This is a genomic window from Paenibacillus donghaensis (assembly GCF_002192415.1).
GTDB classification, from domain to species: Bacteria; Bacillota; Bacilli; order Paenibacillales; family Paenibacillaceae; genus Paenibacillus_AQ; species Paenibacillus_AQ donghaensis.
In genome coordinates, this window is record NZ_CP021780.1 from 1,288,565 (window position 1) to 1,307,193 (window position 18,629).

The following is an 18,629-nucleotide window of genomic DNA, read 5'->3' on the forward strand; positions in this document are numbered from 1 at the left end:
GGCATGTGGACGGTAATTTACATTGCGCCGACCGCCCGAGTGGCGGATATGATTCAGAGCAAGCTGACAGAAGAAGGTTTTCTTGTGAAGTGCCGTCCCATCAATATGTCCAAGCAGCAGTTTGAAATTCTGGTGCCCTCCGGCGAGCTAGAGGAAGTGCAGGAAGTTCTGAATCTGATTCTGCATCCCTGAGGGCTGTTAAGAAAGAGAGTAGTCATAACAGCGGCAAGCTGCTATATACGCAAATAAACGGCTGAAGAGGTGCGGTTGTGTTCAAAGATTTATTTCAGAAGAAACGGAAATACGCGACTATTCCTTCAGAGCGTCTGGAGCGGAACGGCGGCGTACCGGTGGAAGGGGAACGCCCCAAACGGGAGATTCCTGAAGGTTTGATGAGCAAGTGCAATAAATGCGGAACGATCCAGTACAGCAAGGAGCTGGAGAAACATCTGAAAGTCTGTCCTTCCTGCGGGTATCATATGCGGCTGAATGCAGTGGAGCGGATTGCGATCACCCTTGATCCCGAAAGCTTCATTGAGTTTGACGGCGGCATGAGCTCCGTTGATCCGCTGCAGTTCCCCGGCTATGCCTCCAAGCTGGAGCAGCAGCAGCTGAAGACCGGCCAGACGGACGCTGTAATCACAGGCCAGGGGACGATTGGCGGTTATCCGGTAATTGTTGCTGTAATGAATTTTGAATTTTTCTCTGGCAGTATGGGCTCGGTGGTCGGAGAGAAGATTACCCGTGCCATCGAAGAAGCAACGGAGCGAAAGCTGCCGCTGCTCATCTTCTCCACCTCCGGCGGAGCAAGAATGCAGGAGAGTATTCTAAGTCTGATGCAGATGGCCAAGACCAGCGCGGCTCTTGCCCGGTTTGGCGAAGCAGGAGGGCTGTACCTGTCCATCATTACTGACCCGACAACCGGCGGCGTATCGGCCAGCTTCGCGAGCCTGGGCGATATCATTATCGCAGAGCCCGGAGCGGTCTTTGGTTTCGCTGGACGGATCGTAATTGAGCAGACGATCCGGCAGAAGCTGCCGGATGATTTCCAGACGGCAGAATTTAATATGCAGCACGGCCAGCTGGATATGGTGGTGCACCGTAAGGAAATGCGGTCAACGCTTGCGAAGCTGCTGGAGCTGCATGCACCGAATGAGAAAGGGGGCGTGTAAGATGGCAGGGGAATTGCCTTTTGAAATGCCTCTGGTGGAAATGCGCAAGAAGATTGCCGAACTGAAGCAGTTCGGCGAAGAGAAGGGGATCGATTTCAGCGATGAAGTCGCGCGGCTGGAGGAGCGCTACCGGGTGCTGGAGGAAGAGGTATACTCCAATATCTCCCCCTCGCAGAAGATGCATCTGGCCCGTCATCAGGGGCGCCCGACATCGATGGATCTGATGGAGCTGATCTTCACCGATTTCATCGAGCTGCATGGCGACCGGATGTATGGAGATGATCTGGCCGTGGTAGGCGGAATCGGCAAGCTGAACGGGATTCCTGTAACCGTCATTGGCCAGCAGCGCGGCAAGGACACCAAGGAGAACATTCTGCGGTTCTTTGGCAGCGCGCACCCTGAAGGCTTCCGCAAGGCGCTGCGTCTGATGCAGCAGGCGGACAAGTTCAACCGTCCGGTCATTACCTTCGTAGACACCAAAGGGGCTTATCCCGGCAATACCGCCGAGGAGAGAGGCCAGTCCGAAGCGATCGCACGCAATCTGCGGGATATGTCCCAGCTGGGCGTTCCCGTCATTTGTGTCGTGATCGGCGAAGGCGGCAGCGGCGGGGCATTGGCGCTGGCTGTCGGCAACCGGGTCCTGATGCTGGAGCATGCGATCTATTCGGCCATCTCTCCGAACGGTGCGGCTTCGATACTCTGGAAGGATGCCTCCAAGGCCGATCAGGCCGCTGAAGCGATGAAGATTACGGCCGATGATCTGCTTGGTATGGAAGTGATCGAGGAGATTGTTGCCGAGCCGAAGGGCGGCGCGCACCGGGACTATGAGGCTACAGCCTCAAGCATCAAGGATGCGCTGTGGCGCCATTTGCAGGAGCTGTCAGAGCTGGATGCAGAAATGCTCAAAGAGGACAGGTACCGCAAATTCCGCAAAATCGGCGAGTATGCCGAGCAGCAGGAGCAAATTCTGCCGGAAGAGCAAGAGCTGACGGTGGACTAAAGCATGTTTTGATTTGCACTTTAAGACATAAATGACTGCTGAACGGACAAGAAGCCTGCGAAGACCGTTTTTACAATATATTCCTATGTGATAATCCCGGACAAGCGCCGGGATTATTTTTATTTTGAGCTGTATTTCAGAAAATTCGACGTATAATTACAGCGAAAAGACGCTATAACATTGATTTTGTGTCCGAGTTGCAGTAATATTCTTATTGGTGCAGAAAAAGGCGTGTGTGATTTTGTTCCTATTCAAGACGCAAGCCTTATAGTAGATTTTGTAGTTGGAAAAAGTGAGACAGAGAGAACGAAAAAACGGAGGAAAACCTAATGCGGAAAAGTAAAATTGTATGTACAATCGGTCCTGCTAGTGAATCGTTGGAGAATATCAAAAAATTGATTTTGGCTGGTATGAATGTGGCCCGTCTGAATTTCTCCCACGGCGATTTCGAAGAGCATGGTGCACGGATCAACACGATTCGTCAAGCATCCAAGGAACTGAACAAAACAGTTGCCATCCTGCTCGATACGAAAGGACCTGAGATTCGCACCGGCAAACTGGAAGTAGAACCTATTGAACTGGTTCAGGACGAGTATCTGACGCTGACTACGGAAGAGATTCTTGGCGATGCCAACCGTATCTCGATCACTTACAGCAACCTGCCTAACGACGTTCATGTTGGATCGACGATCCTGATTGATGACGGTCTCATCGGACTGACGGTAGTTGACATTCAAGGCACAGAAATCAAGACCCGTATCGTCAACGGCGGCACCATCAAGAGCAAGAAGGGTGTTAACGTTCCTGGAGTGGCTATCTCCCTGCCGGGTATTACGGAAAAAGACACCAACGATATCATCTTCGGGATTGAACAGGACATCGATTTTATCGCCGCTTCCTTCGTTCGCAAAGCCAGCGACGTTCAGGAAATCCGTGAATTGCTGGAGAAGCACAACGCTCCCCACATTCAGATCATTTCCAAAATCGAAAACCAACAGGGTGTTGACAACCTTGATGAAATTTTGGCTGCATCCGACGGCCTGATGGTTGCCCGCGGCGACCTTGGTGTGGAAATTCCAGCTGAAGATGTGCCTTTGGCGCAGAAGCTGATGATCCAGAAATGTAATGTTGCAGGCAAACCGGTTATCACTGCTACGCAGATGCTGGATTCCATGCAGCGCAACCCGCGTCCTACCCGCGCTGAAGCGAGTGACGTAGCCAACGCTATCTTCGATGGTACCGATGCCATCATGCTGTCCGGAGAAACAGCTGCCGGTAAATATCCGGTGGAATCCGTTCTTACCATGTCCCGCATTGCTGAGAAAGCGGAATCTGCGCTGAACCACCGTGAAATCTTCATGAAGCAGCAGATCGCCCAGGAAACAACAGTGACAGAAGCGATCAGCCAGTCTGTTGCGATTTCTGCTCTGGACCTGAATGCGAAAGCAATCATCTCCTCGACAGTAACCGGACATACCGCGCGTGTAGTATCCAAATACCGTCCTAAGGCCCAGATCATTGCCGTAACGACTCAAGAAAGAACCATGCGTCAGCTGGCTCTGGTATGGGGCGTAACTCCGGTTTACGGTCTGGAAGCTCACTCTACAGACGAATTGCTGGAAACAGCAATCAAAGGCGGCAAGGATTCCGGACTGGTTCAGGCCGGTGATCTGGTCGTGATTACTGCCGGTATCCCACTGGGACGTTCCGGTTCCACCAACCTGGTGAAAGTAAGCACGATCCCGCACGAATAGTACGACAGACTTATTCATTACCGCAGTACCCCACAAAGCAATGGTGATTTTGCCATTGCTTTTTGTGTTTAACAGGATCTGGCAGTGAAGAAGAGCGCGGGACTGCTGGTGGTTGCAGGGCGTGCCGCAGCTTTTGGATATACCCGCTTCACACTGAAGGCGTCACCTCTGCGGCCAGGGCAGGAAGGCACGGCTACGGCGGCAGTATTCTGCAGCATGATTCCGCCCATGGGCGGCTTCAGCTTGGGACTGACGGCCATTGACCCGGCAGCAGCGGAAGCCCAGCCGAAGCCGCATTCGCGTGCCTGGCTGGTTTGGGATTTGTCCGTGTAACAACGGCCTTGACTGGCTAATCTCTGATTTCTATTCACTTGCCCACCGCCTTATCCAGTTATGATATAGTAGATGCGATGATGGCAGGTTAAGGTATAGGTATTATGTAAAAAAGGAACGGAGAGGACTTATTGCATACATGACTAAACTGCTCAAGCTTCGCGGCTTCTATCTCTTTCTGGGTCTGGCGGGCGGCTCCTTCGGCTCTTACCTGACCCTGCTGCTCGTCCATAACGGACTCGACAGTGGACAGATTGGCATCCTGATGGCAACGGGAACATTGATTGCCATCACTATTCAGCCGATGTGGGGAATTATCTCCGATAGGTATAATCAGACCCGGCTTGTGCTCATCCTTAGTGTGGCGGTGCCTGCTCTGCTGGCTGTGTTCTACCGCTCCGAATATTTCATTGTGCTGCTGATGGTATACACCGTATCTACCATCTTCTCGTCCACACAGGCCCCTATCGCTGATTCTTACGCCATAGCGGCCGCGAGCAAGGTTGGGTCCTCCTATGGCAGTATCCGGCTGATGATGAGCATTGGGGCCGCTGTGGGGGCTTATGCAGGCGGGATGTATGTAGCGAGGTTCACCGTGTCCACGATCTGGATGCCATTTCTCTTTTTCAATCTGATCGCGGTAGGTGTTGCCTTTACTTTACCGAAGCAGGCGGAAGAGAACCATATGATGAGCCAGTCCTTCACCCAAGGGGTGCGGAAGCTGCTGGGGAACCGTGTGTTTCTGGCCTTTCTGGGCGGCAGCTTTCTGGTGAATCAGACGATGACGGCGTTCGGCACGTATTTTGTGCTGGCCTTTCAGTCGGTTGGTGGTTCAACCCAGTATGCCGGGATTGCGCTTTTTCTGGCTTCGGTAACCAATGTGCCTTCGATGTTCTATGCCTCCAGGGTGATCCGCAAGCTGGGCAGGGAGCGCACGCTGCTGCTGGGCGCCTTGATCTATGTCCTGCGCTGGGGCATCCAGGTCGCCTTCCCTTACCCATCCGTTATGATCGGGGTGCAGGTGCTGCACGGCTTGTCCTTTGGTTTCTTTTATATCGCGGCCGTCGAATATGTATCCCAGATCACTTCTGCGGAGATGCAGGCGACAGGTCAAAGTGTGTTCAATATGGTCTTCACCGGCTTCGCTGGCATCCTCGGCAACCTGCTGAACGGGTTCCTGCTAAACCGCGGGGGAGTGGACGTGATGAATATGTCCTGTATGATCAGTGCGGCGGCCGGTGCTGTTCTGCTGGTCTATGTGGCCCGCAGCTCGAAGCGGCGGCCTGTTCCAATCGCACCGAACGCTGCGGGCAATACCGGAGGGTAAAGCAGACCCTTGAAGCATAGGTTAGTTAAGGGTGGAGCAGAGTGGTTTCTATTCAAGCAGAGAGGAGTATCAGGTTATGGAATCAAGCAGACAAGGCCTGCCCAGCCGATGGTATACTTCCGGCTTTCGGGTCCGTTATCAGGAGAGTGACCAGATGGGGGTGGTATATCACGCCAACTACCTGAACTGGTTTGAGTGCGGACGTACGGAAATGTTCCGTCAATTGGGCTTCACCTACCGTGGGCTGGAGAGCAAGGGGGTGCTGCTCCCCGTGACCGCTGCAGATTTGCAATTTAAAAGTCCGGCGCGATATGATGATCTTATCACCGTATATGCGCGTCTGACTGTCTTCTCGGCACTGAGAGTCGCTTATGAATATGAAATCAGGCGGCTTCCGGCGCCGGAAGACAGCGGAATAGACCGTCCTCAGAACTCTGCGGAGATTGGAAGGGCGCTTGCTGACTATGAACCGCAAGGTCAGCTGCTGGTCACCGGTACAACCAGCCATGTCTGGCTGAACCGAGAGTGGAAGCCAACCCGGCTGGACCGGGCCCTTCCGGAGCTGTATCACGCTATAACCGGCGCGCTGCGGGAAGAAAGGGGAGCAACATGATTAGAAACAAATGGCTGTGGGCTGCTCTTTTCGTAATCCCAGCTGTGGAATTATTCGGATTCATCCTTGTTTCAGGTTATCTTGGAGCACCCAAAACACTGCTGCTCGTGCTGGCTACCTCGGTCATCGGTCTGCTGATGATGCGCTTTGAAGGCAAGAAGGTGCTGCAGGACAGCAAGCAGCATATACAGGAGGGCCGGGTGCCCGGCCGGACGATGCTGGATGGGTTATGTATTTTCTTTGGGGGTCTGCTGCTGATTCTGCCGGGCTTCGTGACCGACCTTATAGGCTTCAGTCTCGTGTTTCCGTTGACCCGCCCGTTGTACCGGGCTTTTCTGCTGAAATGGGTTGAGAAAAAAATGAAAAACGGCACCTTCACCTTCTACCGCCGGTAACGAAGTAGAAGACCGTTTGATCTGAATAGAGCGGCACCTGTCATGAGAGGACGGGGCCGCTCTGTTTGCTTAGCGGTATGTTTTTGGCTTCAGCGCAGCCTGCCGCTGACGATGTAACCGTGCAGCGCCCGGAAGACGCCGGCGCGCCGGAATGCGGCGAGAACCACCAGCAGCACCGGGCCCAAGATCAGGCCCAGCATGCCGAACAGCTGCAGGCCGGCGAACATGCCGATCAGCATGGCGAGCGGGTCAAGACCGATACTGCTGGCCAGCACCTTGGGCTCCAGCACCTGGCGGGTGATCAGGATGACCGCATACAGCACGGACAAGCCGACCCCAAGCGCAAGGTCTCCGGTCATATAGGAGTAGAGCGCCCAGGGCAGCATGACGATGCCTACGCCGAGATAAGGCAGCAGATCCACGAAGCCAACCATCAGCCCGATGGCAAAAGCGGACTTCACACCCAGCAGCAGCAATCCCGAGATGACCAGAACTGCGGTAATGAAGATCAGAATCAGCTGTGCCCGCAGATAGCCGAACGATGCCCGGCGCAGGTCTGTCCAGACACCGGCAACGGATTTCAGCAGCGGAGCAGGCAGCAGTCCGGACAATCTGGCGTTGTGCCGCTCCCAGCCGGTGCTGAGAAAAAACGCGGCCAGCACCACCACGATCAGCACGGTGCCCATGCTGGGCAGGGCGGAGATCAGATTGAGGATGAAATTGAAGAATCCAGTCACCACCTGTGTTACCGCATGGCCAACGCTCTGCGTGGTTCTGCTGATATTGCTGTCAATCGTAGCATGATAGTCTGGATTATCGTGGTAGAACTGATTGATTTGGTTAATAATATTCTGGATGCTCGCATTCCTGCTCCACGACAGCAGCAGCTCCCGCCACTGGTCGGTATGCAGATCGAAAGTCTGCAGCAGGACGATCAGCTCCTTGACCAGCCGGGTGATCAGAGCGGTCAGCACAAGCGCTGTTCCACCCAGGTAGAAGAGCAGCGAGAGCAGGACGGCCAGCCATGCGGGCAGCCTGAAGCCTCTGAGGATGACCACCAGCGGATGCATCACATAGGCCAGCAGCCAGGCCAGCAGCAAGGGGTAGAGCAGAGGCAGCAACACATATAGTGCAAGCAGCACTCCAGCAGAGGCAAGCAGAACCCCCAGGCCGCGCAGCACTCTTTTTACTCCCAGATGGTCCATTTCCGTACCCTCCCAGCCCTGCTATGCAGGATATTAGCAGCTCGTCTTATATATATTCCTATGTTGGAGTTAAAGACTAACAGGCTATTATATAGCCGGAAACGGCCTTCCTATATAAACTGGAAGCGCAATCATGAAACAGTAGGATTAGAAGTTTTTTTCTATCTGTGCGATAAAATCATTTGATCTAGGGCGAAGCTTCCACATTGTTCACATAACCGTCAAAATCCAGTATGATGAATAAAGGTTCTAATCTGCAGTGGTTTACATGGTTTGGATATTTCAAATTGTAAATGTTTTCATGGATCGGAAATGGCTTTGAATACCCTTGCTCACAAAGGAGAGAGATAAGATGACAGCTACCAAAGGCTTGGAAGGCGTCGTTGCCGCCACATCCTCGATCAGTTCAATTGTAGACGGTGTGCTCACGTATCGGGGGTATGATATTGATGAACTCGCGGAGCAGGCAACATTTGAAGAAATCGCTTATTTGTTATGGTTCGGCAGTCTGCCGACAGCAACTGAGCTGCAGGCCTTGAGACGTGATCTCAGCTCTTTTGCCAAGATTCCTGAGCAGGTAATTGCCCAGATGAAGCTCTACCCCAAGACAGCCAATGCGATGGCTGCGCTGCGCTCCGCCGTATCCAGTCTGGCCCTGTACGACGAAGCCGCCGACGATATGAGCCGGGAAGCAAATGAAATCAAGGCAGTGAAGCTGCAGGCCCAGCTTCCTACAGTAGTGGCTGCACTGGCGCGGATTCGCAAGGGCCTTGAGCCGATAGAGCCCAAGGAAGGGGCAACGATTGCCGAGAACTTCCTCTACATGTTGTGGGGCAAGGAGCCTGACATGGTATCCGTGAAGGCGCTGGACACGGCGCTTGTGCTTCATGCCGATCATGAGCTGAATGCGTCCACTTTTGCCGGCCGGGTTACGGTTGCAACACTTTCAGACATCTATTCTGGTGTAACCTCGGCTATTGGCGCGCTCAAAGGTCCGCTGCACGGCGGAGCCAATGAGGCCGTTATGAAGATGCTGGAGGAGATTGGCAGCCTGGAGGCGGTGGAAGCTTTTATCGCCGGGAAGCTGGAACGCCGTGAGAAGATTATGGGCTTCGGCCACCGGGTATATAAGAATGGTGACCCGCGCGCGAAACATCTGATGAAGATGTCGCATGAGCTGGGCACGATGAAGAATGATACGAAGCTATATGATATGTCCGTGAAGATTGAAGAGCTGATTACCGGCCAGAAGGGTCTGAAGCCCAATGTGGACTTCTATTCAGCTTCGGTCTATACACAGCTGGGCATCGAACGCGAGCTGTTTACGCCGATTTTTGCCATCAGTCGTACTTCCGGGTGGACTGCACACATCCTGGAGCAATACGAAGATAACCGCATCATTCGTCCACGTGCCGAATACACCGGTTTGATCGAACAGAAATACGTTCCGGTGGACGAAAGATAAGGCGGCCTTGCAGGCCGCTCCCCTGGTCTAGTAGAATGGTACCTGGCGTTACTTGTCTGACTATAACTATTAGGAGGAATACACACTGATGTTGAAATTCGAACAATACGAACTGCCTACGGAAGGTCAGAAAATTACAATCGAGGATGGCAAGCTTCAGGTTCCGGATCAGCCGATTATTCCTTTTATCGAAGGCGACGGCACCGGCCGCGACATTTGGAAGGCGTCCAAGCGAGTGCTGGATGCGGCAGTAGCCAAAGCCTATGGCGGCAAGAAGCAAATTGCCTGGTACGAAGTATTTGCCGGCGAGAAAGCCTTCAATACATATGGTGAATGGCTGCCGAATGATACGCTGGAAGCAATCCGTGAGTATTTTGTAGCGATCAAAGGCCCGCTGACCACCCCAATTGGAGGCGGCATCCGCTCGCTCAACGTGGCCCTGCGCCAGGAGCTGGACCTCTACGTATGCCTGCGTCCCGTGCGCTACTTCGATGGAGTTCCTTCCCCGGTCAAACGTCCGGAGCTGGTGGATATGGTCATTTTCCGCGAGAATACGGAGGATATTTATGCCGGTATTGAATATCAGGAAGGTTCGCCTGAAGTGAAGAAAGTCATTGAGTTCCTGCAGAATGAAATGGGTGTCAATAAGATCCGTTTCCCGGAAACATCCGGTATCGGCATCAAGCCGGTGTCTGAGGAAGGCTCGAAGCGCCTGGTTCGCTCAAGCATCGAATATGCAATCAAACATGGCCGCAAGAGCGTGACTCTGGTGCATAAAGGCAACATTATGAAATACACCGAAGGAGCCTTCAAGAACTGGGGCTACGAAGTGGCCGAGCAGGAATTCGGCGATAAAGTGTTTACCTGGAACCAATATGATGTGATCAAGGAGCGTGACGGTGAAGCTGCGGCCAATGCGGCCCAGAAGGATGCGGAAGCTGCCGGCAAGATCATTATCAAGGATGCGATTGCTGATATCGCCCTGCAGCAGGTGCTGACACGCCCAACCGACTTCGATGTGATTGCAACGCTAAACCTTAACGGAGACTACCTCTCCGATGCACTGGCTGCCCAGATCGGCGGCATTGGAATCGCTCCGGGAGCGAACATCAACTATCTTACCGGCCATGCCATCTTTGAAGCTACCCATGGTACTGCACCTAAGTATGCCGATAAGGATGTGGTGAATCCGGGTTCCGTGATTCTGTCGGGCGTGATGCTGCTCGAGCATCTGGGCTGGCAGGAAGCTGCCGACCTGATCTACAAGGGCATGAGCACCGCGATTAACAACAAAACCGTTACCTATGATTTCGCCCGTCAGATGGAAGGCGCCACAGAGCTGAAATGCTCGGCGTTCGCTGACGAAATCATCAACTCTTTGTAATATTGGAGCTGCGCACACAAACCTAAGCTTGTATTGCTTAAGCCTATGCTTCCCCTCGGTGTTTCTGATATGAAGCGCCGGGCGGAAGCATTGTTCTTTACTACCCATTAGGAGGTCAATACGTGGCCATCAAACGTTACAAGATTACAGTCGTGGGTGCCGGGTTCACCGGAGCCACTACGGCGCTTATGTTAGCCCAGAAGGAACTTGGCAATGTCGTGCTGCTGGATATTCCTGTACTGGAGAATCCGACCAAAGGCAAGGCATTGGACATGCTGGAAGCCGGTCCAGTTCAGAAGTTCGACAGCCAGATTACCGGAACCGCCAGTTATGACGATGCTGCAGACTCCGACATTGTGATTATTACAGCAGGCATCGCCCGCAAGCCGGGCATGAGCCGTGACGATCTTGTCAATACCAATGCCGGTATTGTGAAATCGGTCTGTGAGAATGTGAAGCGGGTAGCGCCGGAATGTATTGTGATTATTCTGAGCAACCCGGTGGATGCCATGACCTATGTGGCGTATGAAACGCTTGGTTTCCCCAAGAACCGTGTGATTGGCCAGTCAGGTGTGCTGGATACGGCGCGTTACTGTACATTTATTGCCCAGGAGCTAAATGTGTCGGTTGAGGATGTGCGCGGCTTTGTGCTGGGCGGCCATGGCGATGATATGGTTCCGCTGGTGCGTTATTCCAGTGTTGGCGGCATTCCGATTGATACGCTGATTCCGGCAGAGCGCATTGCCGAGATTGTGCAGCGCACACGTGTTGGCGGTGGGGAGATTGTCAGCTTGCTTGGCAACGGCAGCGCTTACTATGCGCCTGCCGCGTCGCTGGTGCAGATGACTGAAGCCATCCTGAAGGACAAAAAGCGGATTATTCCGGTGATTGCTCTCCTGGAAGGTGAATTCGGCTACGACAATCTGTTTATGGGCGTCCCGGCGCTGCTGGGTGGCGAAGGGATCGAGAAGATTTTTGAGCTGGAGCTTACCGCTGACGAGAAGGCGGCTCTGGATAGGTCTGCGGATTCCGTCCGTGCCGTGACAGACGGTGTGGTATTTTGAGCAGTGGCCAGGTAAGTATTATCAGGGATGTCCCTTCACGGGATATTCCTTTTTCTTTTTTTGAAGGACAAAGAAGCCGTTTCTTCTTTGCTTGTGTTTTGTTTTCCGTTATACTATAAATGTAACTTTTATCACTGAAAACATTGGAGGCGATATGTTATGGGTCACGTGTTGTTTTTTCTACATATGATTGGGACGCTGGCGCTTGGATTCTACCTGGTTCTGCCGTTTATCCTCAGCGGCGCGGCCAAGCTGTCCGCACCTGCCCGTGAGGGCACGATGAATGCCGTAGGCGGCTTTAACCGGTTCGCCCAATACGGGCTGGTGGTGCAGCTGCTTACCGGCGGCTATATGATGAGCAAAGGTGAATATTCGATTGCCTGGATGGCAGTTGTAGTGGTGCTGCTGCTGGCTATGTTCGCATTAGGCGGCATTATCAGCAGACCACTGCGGGTGGCTGCTGCCGGCATGCGCGAGAACCGCGATGTCTCTGCCGAGACGGCCAAGATCCGGCTGATGAGCACGCTGCTGATGGTTTCGCTGATTGTGATGGTATTTTTCATGGTGTACGACGATATTATCTAGATTTGCTGTTGTTTGTAGCAGAATTGAAGGCTCCCGGGGCAGGTCTCCCGGGAGCTTTTTGTGTGCTGTAAGGCTGCTGCCTGAGACGCTTGCTTAGAGGAGCGCGGAAGGGTGGAATAAGAGGCAAAAAGGCCTTTGAACTATGCTGAGGAGCGGGGAATGGTGGAATGAGAGGCAAAAAGGCCTTTGAATTATGCTGAGGAGCGGGGAATGGTGGAATAAGAGGCAAAAAGGACCTATAATACCTGGTTGAACTTAAGTAGTACCGTTGTAAGAAACTATAATTTACTCTTGTTACGTACAAATGGCTGTCGCTGATAAGCTTTTGGCGCATTCCGCAGGAACAGCCCGCCTTTGCCGTTAAGGTCTTGCGCATTCCGCAGGAACAGCCCGCCTGTGCGGTTAAGATCTTGCGTATTCCGAAGGAACAGCCCGCCTTTGCCGTTAAGGTCTTGCGCATTCCGCAGGAACAGCCCGCCTGTGCGGTTAAGATCTTGCGCATTCCGAAGGAACAGCCCGCCTTTGTCGTTAAGGTCTTGCGCATTCCGCAGGAACAGCCCGCACTTGCTCTTAAGATCTTGCGCATTCCGCAGGAACAGCCCGCCTTTGAACTTAACCCCCGGCCGAGCATCCCGTCAGGGATACCCGGCCAGCATCAGCGGCGTCCAAGCGGTCCCGCAGGGATAAGCGCTCCTCCCTCCCAGCCCCCTAATCACAGTACCGCCAGACTCATTCGCCAAGCTTGCAGGTGTCCAGAGGGCAGAGCCCTTTGGGGCCCTCCCTTGGAAGGGAGGGTTTGGGTGGGATCGAGAAAGTTATCGATATCCCTTAATATAGTTCCACGAATCTTAAGACATTGATATATCGCATTCCCCCGCGGAAACTACACTTAAAGAGTGATGACCGGTCACATTACGTTAGTAGTTATGAGGGGGAGCAGGTTGAAGACAAGAGAAAAGCAGGCCTGGAAATGGTCAACCACCTGGCCGCTGCACCTGATGCTGCTGCCGGGTATCGTGATCGTGCTGGTCTTTTGTTATCTGCCCATGTTTGGGCTGGTGATGGCGTTTCAGGATTTTCAGCCTCATTTGGGCTTCTTCCGTTCCGAATGGATCGGGCTGGAGAACTTCCGGCTGATGTTTGAATACCCGGATGCAAGACAGGTAATATGGAATACCTTTTTGATTGCTTCATTGAAGATCATTGCTCATTTGATTGTGCCTTTTGTGTTTGCGCTGCTGCTGAATGAAGTGCGCAAAATAATGCTGAAACGGGTCATCCAGACCTTCGTGTATCTGCCTCATTTTCTCTCCTGGGTTATACTCGGCGGCATTCTGCTGGATATGCTCTCCACGGATGGCGGGCTGGTCAACCAACTGCTGGGACTGTTCGGACTGGAGCCTGTGTTTTTCCTGGGAGACGGTACCTGGTTCCGAATAACGGTAATTGTCAGTGATGTTTGGAAGGATTTTGGCTTCTCCACTATCATTTTCTTGGCAGCGCTTGCAGGGGTGAATCCGGAGATGTATGAAGCGGCAGTGATTGATGGAGCCAACCGCTGGCGGCAGGTGCTGTCGATTACCATTCCGACGATGATTCCGATTGCTGTAGTCGTAGCCACCTTATCGCTGGGCAATATTCTAAATGCCGGATTCGACCAGATCTTTAACCTGTATAATCCGCTGGTTTATGAAAAAGGCGATATCATCGATACTTATGTATACCGCGTAGGCTTGATTGGAGGCGACTTCGGCTTTGGTACGGCAGTCGGGGTGTTCAAATCGATTGTCAGTCTGGTACTGATTACTATTTCCTACCGTTTGGCTTACAAGCTGGCAGGTTACCGCATTTTCTAGAAAGGGAGGATCACCGTATGCATTACCGCTCCACATCATACCGCATTTTTTCCATTGTAAACGGAATATTCCTGTCTCTCTTGGCTCTGCTCTGTATTCTGCCGCTTGTTCACGTATTGGCCGTATCGTTAAGCTCTTCTACAGCGGCGGATGCGAACCTGGTGAAGCTGTGGCCGATAGGATTTACGACGGATGCCTATAAAGTGACGCTTGGGAATGACCGTTTCATGTCATCCTTCGGTATCTCGGTGCTGCGTACCGTGCTGGGCACAGGCTTGTCCCTGCTCCTGTCTATTCTGGTAGGGTATGCGCTGTCCAAGGAAATCAATGAATTTAAAGGACGCGATATGTACGCCTGGTTTTTTGTCTTCACGATGCTGTTCAGCGGGGGATTAATCCCGACGTATATCGTGGTTCAGAAAATGGGGCTGATCAACAGCATTTGGGCGCTGGTGCTTCCCGGTGCCATGAGCGTCTACAATACGATCCTGCTGATGAATTTCTTCCGCACCGCTGTGCCGAAGGCACTGGAGGAAGCTGCTTTTATCGACGGGGCCGGGCACTTCCGCGCGCTGCGCAGCATTTATCTACCGATCTCGTTGCCTTCACTGGCTACTATTTCATTGTTCACGATGGTAGGTCACTGGAATGCGTGGTTCGACGGACTGATCTATATCACCGATGCGGCCAAATATCCGATGTCCACCTTGCTGCAGACTATAGTGGTTCAGCGTGACCTCAGCAGCATGAGCGTCAGCGCGGATGAGATTCAGGCCTTGTCCAACCGGACAGTCAAGACGGCGCAGATATTTATCGCTACCTTGCCGATTATTTTAGTCTATCCGTTTTTGCAGCGCTTTTTCGTCAAAGGAATTGTGCTCGGATCGGTAAAAGAGTAAACACATACAGGAGGAATGAACATGAGCACAAAATCCGCTAAATTAATCTCCACGGTACTTTCACTTACGCTGGGCTTGTCCCTGCTGGCAGGCTGCGGCGGAGAGGCGAACAACAATAGCAGCAGCAAACCGGCTGAAGGGGCTGCCGGTAATGAGATTGTTGACGGGAAATACAAGGAGCCGGTCAAGATCAAGGTGGCCCGGCAGTTGACAGCGGATGTGACCTTCCGCAGTGGCGAGGATATTAACAACAACCCCCATAAGACGTGGGCCAAGGACAAATTCAACATTGACCTGGATTATGTGTGGACGGCTGACAGCAGCTCAATCGATACCAAGATCCGGCTGATGCTCTCGGCCAATGAAGCACTGCCCGATGTGATCCAGTTCCGCGGCTCGCAGGATGTGGCGGATGCGCTGATTGATTCCGGCAAGTTCCTGGCGATTAATGACCTGTTCGAACAGTATGCCGGAGACAGCCTGAAGAGTGCATTAGCTGAAGATCCTACAGTCTGGAATCCGTACACCCGTGATGGGTAGCGGTATGGCATTCCGGTACTGGACTATGCATACAACAATGATCCGGTGCTCTGGATCCGTGACGACTGGATGAAGAAGTTCGGACTTACGGCGCCGTCCACCGTGGAGGAGCTGGAGAAGATGATGGAGGTCTTTGCTACCCAGGACCCGGACGGCAATGGCAAGAAGGATACGGTCGGACTGGCCATAGGTATCAAGGACGGCTTCAAAACCTGGGGACCGGCGGATACAGCCTTTCTGTTCGGCGCCTATGGCACCATCCCCAATCAATGGAATCTAAGCGACAGTAAGGACCTGGAGTACGGGTCAGTCCAGCCGGAAGTGAAGCCGGTGCTGGCCAAGCTGCGCGATTGGATGAGCAAAGGCTATATTCATAAAGAAGCCGGACTGCAGGATGCAGGCAAAGCACTGGAATTGTTTGCAGCAGGCAAAGCCGGAATCGTGACTGCCCCTTATTGGGCCTATGGCTGGGTGCTGCCAGGTGTCAAGGAGGTTGATCCGAAGGCCGAATACAGCGCCTATCCGCTGCCGGCAGGACCGGACGGCAAGGTGGGCCGCGGGCAATCGGGAACTTCCAACGGCGTGATTCTGATCAACAAAGAGTTCGCCCATCCTGAAGCGCTGTTCCTGTACATCAACTACCTGTTCGACAATCAGGGCGTCGAGGGCAGCGATTTGGAGTATGGCTACCTGGAGGGGTACGATTATATACTGAAGGATGGCCAGCCTGTATGGGACAGCGAGCAATTCCCGGCAGATGCTCCGTTTATGCCTGCGCCTAAATACACGCTGACCTTTGATGGTGCGCGCATTCCTTCGCAGATGATGAAGACGATGAGTGAGCTGGCCGGAGGGAAAGAGCCGCAGAGCACGTTTGAGAAGAAAGCGGCCATGGACCTGCCAGGCAATATCAAGGCCGGCGCGGTTAACTATGAGCAGCGTGAGAGCGCGATGCCCAATATGTTCAACGGCTCCAACACCAAAACGATGAAGAAACGTTGGGATTTCCTCTCCCAGCTGGAGAAGGAAACCTTCAACAAGATCATTTACGGCGATCTTCCGCTGGAGCATTTCGATGAATTCGTAAGCCAGTGGAACAGCTCCGGCGGGGAGACCATCACCAAGGAAGTCAACGAATGGTACCAGTCCGTCAAGACTCCATAAGGGATAGCAACTAAAATAGAAGGAAGAACCTTCCGGTGCCCTGCAGTCTGCGCATGCCGGAGGGTTTCTCCATTCAAAGGGGCTTTAACGAATGCCGAAGGCGAACCTGTTCAAAAAAGTGCTGTTAATTCTATGTATGGTGCTCCTGCCGCTTACACTGATGTTAATGTATGTGAGCCAGGTGAGTATCAGCGTAGTGCGCGAGGAGATTGAAACCAACAGCCGCAGCCGGCTGTCTTTCTATATGCAGCGGCTGGACAGCGAGTTCAATAACTTCGTTAGCTCTATAGCCAATCTGAACAAGGATACCGACATTCAGAAGTTCACCCAGATGGAGGAGAACGCCACCGACTATACCAAGCTTAAATATAAGCTGGAGTCAGGCAAAGAGCTGAGTTCGATCAATTATGGCAGCTGGGAGCATGCGTACACGCTGTATGCTGCGAACTCAGGCGAGATGGTAAGCACACATTCTTCAGTCCGTTACAACGATTATTTTCTACAAAAGCTGCAGGAACAGCGATACGAGCAGCTGGTATGGAAATATGACGATCCGCAGCTTCCCCATATACGTCCGGCGTTCGTCTGGTGGGTATCCCAGCCCTTTGCCCCGCTGAGTGCCGCTGCGGATGCCAACACCATTACCGAGATTCGGGTAAATATCCGCGATCTGGCGGGGATGCTGGATGAATTCAAGGGAGAGAGTTCAGGGGTGCCATTTCTGTATCATGCCGGTGCGCCTGTGATTTCCCCGGCAGGATCTGACCAGAGGGAAATTTCAGAAATTGCCGTGCGCTTTAGCGGGCAGTCTGGCGGAGAAGCGGAGGGCACCTTCACCGCCAGGGTAGAAGGAGTGGTGTACATGGTCAGCTATACTACTTCGGTTGCACTGGACTGGGCACTGATCGAATATGTGCCGCTGGAGCAGATTCTGCAGCCGATTACCACCAGCCGTAAACTGATGTGGCTGTTTATGGGGCTGCTGGTCACCTTGGCTGTGCTTTCCGCTTACCTGCTGTACCGCAACATCCAGGTGCCGATCCGCAAGCTGTATGTTGCGGCCAAGAAGCTGGAGGGCGGCAGCTACGCCTACCGCCTGCCCCGCAACCGAAACGATGAGTTCGGGTATCTGTTTGAGCAGTTCAACAACATGACCGTCCAGATCGGTGACCTGATCGACCGCGTGTATGCCGAGAAGCTGCGTTCCCGGGAAGCCACACTGAAGCAGCTGCAGTCGCAGATCAACCCTCATTTTCTATATAACTGCTTATTCTTTATCAAGAATATGACCCGGCTTGGAGAGAAGGAGACGGTTATGGCCATGGCCGTGAAGCTGGGGGATTTCTTCCGCTATACCACGCACGTGGACCAGCAGGAGGCGACGCTGCGCGAGGAGGTCACCTTGGTAGACAACTACTTGTCCATTCAGCAGATGCGGATGAAGCGGCTGCGCTTCGAGATCTCAGTGCCGGAAGAGCTGATGGAGCTGAGCATTCCCCGTCTGCTGCTGCAGCCATTGGTGGAGAATGCCGTTGTCCATGGCATTGAACCGAAGGAAGGAGAGGCGCTGATTCAAGTCAGAGGGGAGACCCTTAACGTTAACGGCAGACCTGTATATGTCATTACTGTGGAGGATAATGGTGTCGGCATGACTGAGGAGGCCTTGCAGGCTCTGCTTGCCTCATTGAAGCGCAGCCAGGAAGCGGCAGGCAATTGCGGCTTGCGCAATGTGCATCAACGGCTGGTGCTCCGCTTCAGCAGCGGCTCGGGCCTGAGCATGGAAAGGTCTGAGCTTGGAGGCCTGAAGGTTGCTATCTGCTGGTCGGAGCTGTAAGAAGAGAGTGACAGAGGTATCATACTAAGCTGACGCAAG

General features: G+C 53.1%; 18 protein-coding genes. 17 read left to right on the forward strand and 1 reads right to left on the reverse strand.

Annotation, left to right across the window (positions count from 1 at the left end):
* Positions 1 to 3: 3 nt before the first annotated feature.
* The 8 genes from B9T62_RS05375 to B9T62_RS05410 all read left to right on the forward strand — a co-directional run bounded on the left by B9T62_RS05375 (position 4) and on the right by B9T62_RS05410 (position 6,594).
* Positions 4 to 192: a glutamate decarboxylase gene (locus B9T62_RS05375; RefSeq protein WP_087914321.1), complete on the forward strand. Its 189-nt coding sequence runs from the start codon at positions 4 to 6 to the stop codon at positions 190 to 192.
* 77 nt (positions 193 to 269) lie between these two features.
* The gene (gene accD, locus B9T62_RS05380) at positions 270 to 1,172 is read left to right on the forward strand and encodes an acetyl-CoA carboxylase, carboxyltransferase subunit beta (protein ID WP_087914322.1); all 903 of its coding nucleotides are present in this window, start codon (positions 270 to 272) and stop codon (positions 1,170 to 1,172) included.
* 1 nt (position 1,173) lies between these two features.
* Complete coding sequence (locus tag B9T62_RS05385) at positions 1,174 to 2,172, forward strand: acetyl-CoA carboxylase carboxyltransferase subunit alpha (RefSeq protein WP_087914323.1); 999 nt, start codon at positions 1,174 to 1,176, stop codon at positions 2,170 to 2,172.
* Positions 2,173 to 2,501: 329 nt separating this feature from the next.
* The gene (gene pyk, locus B9T62_RS05390) at positions 2,502 to 3,926 is read left to right on the forward strand and encodes a pyruvate kinase (protein WP_087914324.1); all 1,425 of its coding nucleotides are present in this window, start codon (positions 2,502 to 2,504) and stop codon (positions 3,924 to 3,926) included.
* An 84-nt stretch (positions 3,927 to 4,010) separates the two neighbouring features.
* On the forward strand, positions 4,011 to 4,259 hold the full coding sequence (locus B9T62_RS05395) for a hypothetical protein (RefSeq protein WP_087914325.1): 249 nt from the start codon (positions 4,011 to 4,013) through the stop codon (positions 4,257 to 4,259).
* Between the two features lie 139 nt (positions 4,260 to 4,398).
* On the forward strand, positions 4,399 to 5,586 hold the full coding sequence (locus tag B9T62_RS05400) for an MFS transporter (protein ID WP_087914326.1): 1,188 nt from the start codon (positions 4,399 to 4,401) through the stop codon (positions 5,584 to 5,586).
* 76 nt (positions 5,587 to 5,662) lie between these two features.
* Complete coding sequence (locus tag B9T62_RS05405; RefSeq protein ID WP_087914327.1) at positions 5,663 to 6,199, forward strand: acyl-CoA thioesterase; 537 nt, start codon at positions 5,663 to 5,665, stop codon at positions 6,197 to 6,199.
* On the forward strand, positions 6,196 to 6,594 hold the full coding sequence (locus B9T62_RS05410) for an FxsA family protein (protein ID WP_087914328.1): 399 nt from the start codon (positions 6,196 to 6,198) through the stop codon (positions 6,592 to 6,594). The genes B9T62_RS05405 and B9T62_RS05410 overlap by 4 nt, the downstream gene beginning before the upstream one ends.
* Before the next feature lie 89 nt (positions 6,595 to 6,683).
* Here B9T62_RS05410 and ytvI read toward each other — a convergent pair whose 3' ends face one another.
* Positions 6,684 to 7,799 (reverse strand): sporulation integral membrane protein YtvI, encoded by a 1,116-nt coding sequence (gene ytvI, locus B9T62_RS05415; protein ID WP_087914329.1) that lies wholly within the window; start codon positions 7,797 to 7,799, stop codon positions 6,684 to 6,686.
* Positions 7,800 to 8,151: 352 nt separating this feature from the next.
* On the opposite strand from ytvI, the gene B9T62_RS05420 reads away from it, so the two are divergent.
* The 9 genes from B9T62_RS05420 (at position 8,152) to B9T62_RS05460 (ending at position 18,590) form a co-directional block, all read left to right on the forward strand.
* Complete coding sequence (locus tag B9T62_RS05420; protein ID WP_087914330.1) at positions 8,152 to 9,264, forward strand: citrate/2-methylcitrate synthase; 1,113 nt, start codon at positions 8,152 to 8,154, stop codon at positions 9,262 to 9,264.
* Between the two features lie 88 nt (positions 9,265 to 9,352).
* On the forward strand, positions 9,353 to 10,648 hold the full coding sequence (icd, locus tag B9T62_RS05425; RefSeq protein WP_087914331.1) for an NADP-dependent isocitrate dehydrogenase: 1,296 nt from the start codon (positions 9,353 to 9,355) through the stop codon (positions 10,646 to 10,648).
* 122 nt (positions 10,649 to 10,770) lie between these two features.
* Positions 10,771 to 11,712 (forward strand): malate dehydrogenase, encoded by a 942-nt coding sequence (gene mdh, locus B9T62_RS05430; protein WP_087914332.1) that lies wholly within the window; start codon positions 10,771 to 10,773, stop codon positions 11,710 to 11,712.
* A 159-nt stretch (positions 11,713 to 11,871) separates the two neighbouring features.
* Complete coding sequence (locus tag B9T62_RS05435) at positions 11,872 to 12,297, forward strand: hypothetical protein (protein ID WP_087914333.1); 426 nt, start codon at positions 11,872 to 11,874, stop codon at positions 12,295 to 12,297.
* Positions 12,298 to 13,223: 926 nt separating this feature from the next.
* Positions 13,224 to 14,153 carry an ABC transporter permease gene (locus tag B9T62_RS05445; RefSeq protein ID WP_087914335.1) on the forward strand — a complete coding sequence of 310 codons (930 nt, stop codon included), beginning with the start codon at positions 13,224 to 13,226 and terminating at the stop codon, positions 14,151 to 14,153.
* 17 nt (positions 14,154 to 14,170) lie between these two features.
* The gene (locus tag B9T62_RS05450; protein WP_087914336.1) at positions 14,171 to 15,052 is read left to right on the forward strand and encodes a carbohydrate ABC transporter permease; all 882 of its coding nucleotides are present in this window, start codon (positions 14,171 to 14,173) and stop codon (positions 15,050 to 15,052) included.
* A 21-nt stretch (positions 15,053 to 15,073) separates the two neighbouring features.
* Positions 15,074 to 15,592, forward strand: coding sequence for a type 2 periplasmic-binding domain-containing protein (locus B9T62_RS40515; RefSeq protein ID WP_245864351.1), 519 nt, complete (start codon positions 15,074 to 15,076; stop codon positions 15,590 to 15,592).
* A 69-nt stretch (positions 15,593 to 15,661) separates the two neighbouring features.
* Positions 15,662 to 16,756: a type 2 periplasmic-binding domain-containing protein gene (locus tag B9T62_RS05455; protein WP_245864352.1), complete on the forward strand. Its 1,095-nt coding sequence runs from the start codon at positions 15,662 to 15,664 to the stop codon at positions 16,754 to 16,756.
* 91 nt (positions 16,757 to 16,847) lie between these two features.
* Positions 16,848 to 18,590, forward strand: a complete 1,743-nt coding sequence (locus tag B9T62_RS05460) for a sensor histidine kinase (RefSeq protein ID WP_087914337.1) — start codon at positions 16,848 to 16,850, stop codon at positions 18,588 to 18,590.
* Positions 18,591 to 18,629: the final 39 nt, after the last annotated feature.

Bases quoted from the DNA above. Each gene is read 5' to 3' on its own strand.
- icd (WP_087914331.1), top strand. From the start codon at position 9,353: ATGTTGAAATTCGAACAATACGAACTGCCTACGGAAGGTCAGAAAATT.
- B9T62_RS05460 (WP_087914337.1), top strand. From the start codon at position 16,848: ATGCCGAAGGCGAACCTGTTCAAAAAAGTGCTGTTAATTCTATGTATG.
- B9T62_RS05375 (WP_087914321.1), top strand. From the start codon at position 4: ATGTGGACGGTAATTTACATTGCGCCGACCGCCCGAGTGGCGGATATG.
- B9T62_RS05435 (WP_087914333.1), top strand. From the start codon at position 11,872: ATGGGTCACGTGTTGTTTTTTCTACATATGATTGGGACGCTGGCGCTT.
- B9T62_RS05455 (WP_245864352.1), top strand. From the start codon at position 15,662: ATGAAGAAGTTCGGACTTACGGCGCCGTCCACCGTGGAGGAGCTGGAG.
- B9T62_RS40515 (WP_245864351.1), top strand. From the start codon at position 15,074: ATGAGCACAAAATCCGCTAAATTAATCTCCACGGTACTTTCACTTACG.
- pyk (WP_087914324.1), top strand. From the start codon at position 2,502: ATGCGGAAAAGTAAAATTGTATGTACAATCGGTCCTGCTAGTGAATCG.
- B9T62_RS05405 (WP_087914327.1), top strand. From the start codon at position 5,663: ATGGAATCAAGCAGACAAGGCCTGCCCAGCCGATGGTATACTTCCGGC.
- B9T62_RS05385 (WP_087914323.1), top strand. From the start codon at position 1,174: ATGGCAGGGGAATTGCCTTTTGAAATGCCTCTGGTGGAAATGCGCAAG.
- B9T62_RS05400 (WP_087914326.1), top strand. From the start codon at position 4,399: ATGACTAAACTGCTCAAGCTTCGCGGCTTCTATCTCTTTCTGGGTCTG.
- B9T62_RS05410 (WP_087914328.1), top strand. From the start codon at position 6,196: ATGATTAGAAACAAATGGCTGTGGGCTGCTCTTTTCGTAATCCCAGCT.
- B9T62_RS05445 (WP_087914335.1), top strand. From the start codon at position 13,224: ATGAGGGGGAGCAGGTTGAAGACAAGAGAAAAGCAGGCCTGGAAATGG.
- B9T62_RS05450 (WP_087914336.1), top strand. From the start codon at position 14,171: ATGCATTACCGCTCCACATCATACCGCATTTTTTCCATTGTAAACGGA.
- B9T62_RS05420 (WP_087914330.1), top strand. From the start codon at position 8,152: ATGACAGCTACCAAAGGCTTGGAAGGCGTCGTTGCCGCCACATCCTCG.
- ytvI (WP_087914329.1), bottom strand. From the start codon at position 7,799: ATGGACCATCTGGGAGTAAAAAGAGTGCTGCGCGGCCTGGGGGTTCTG.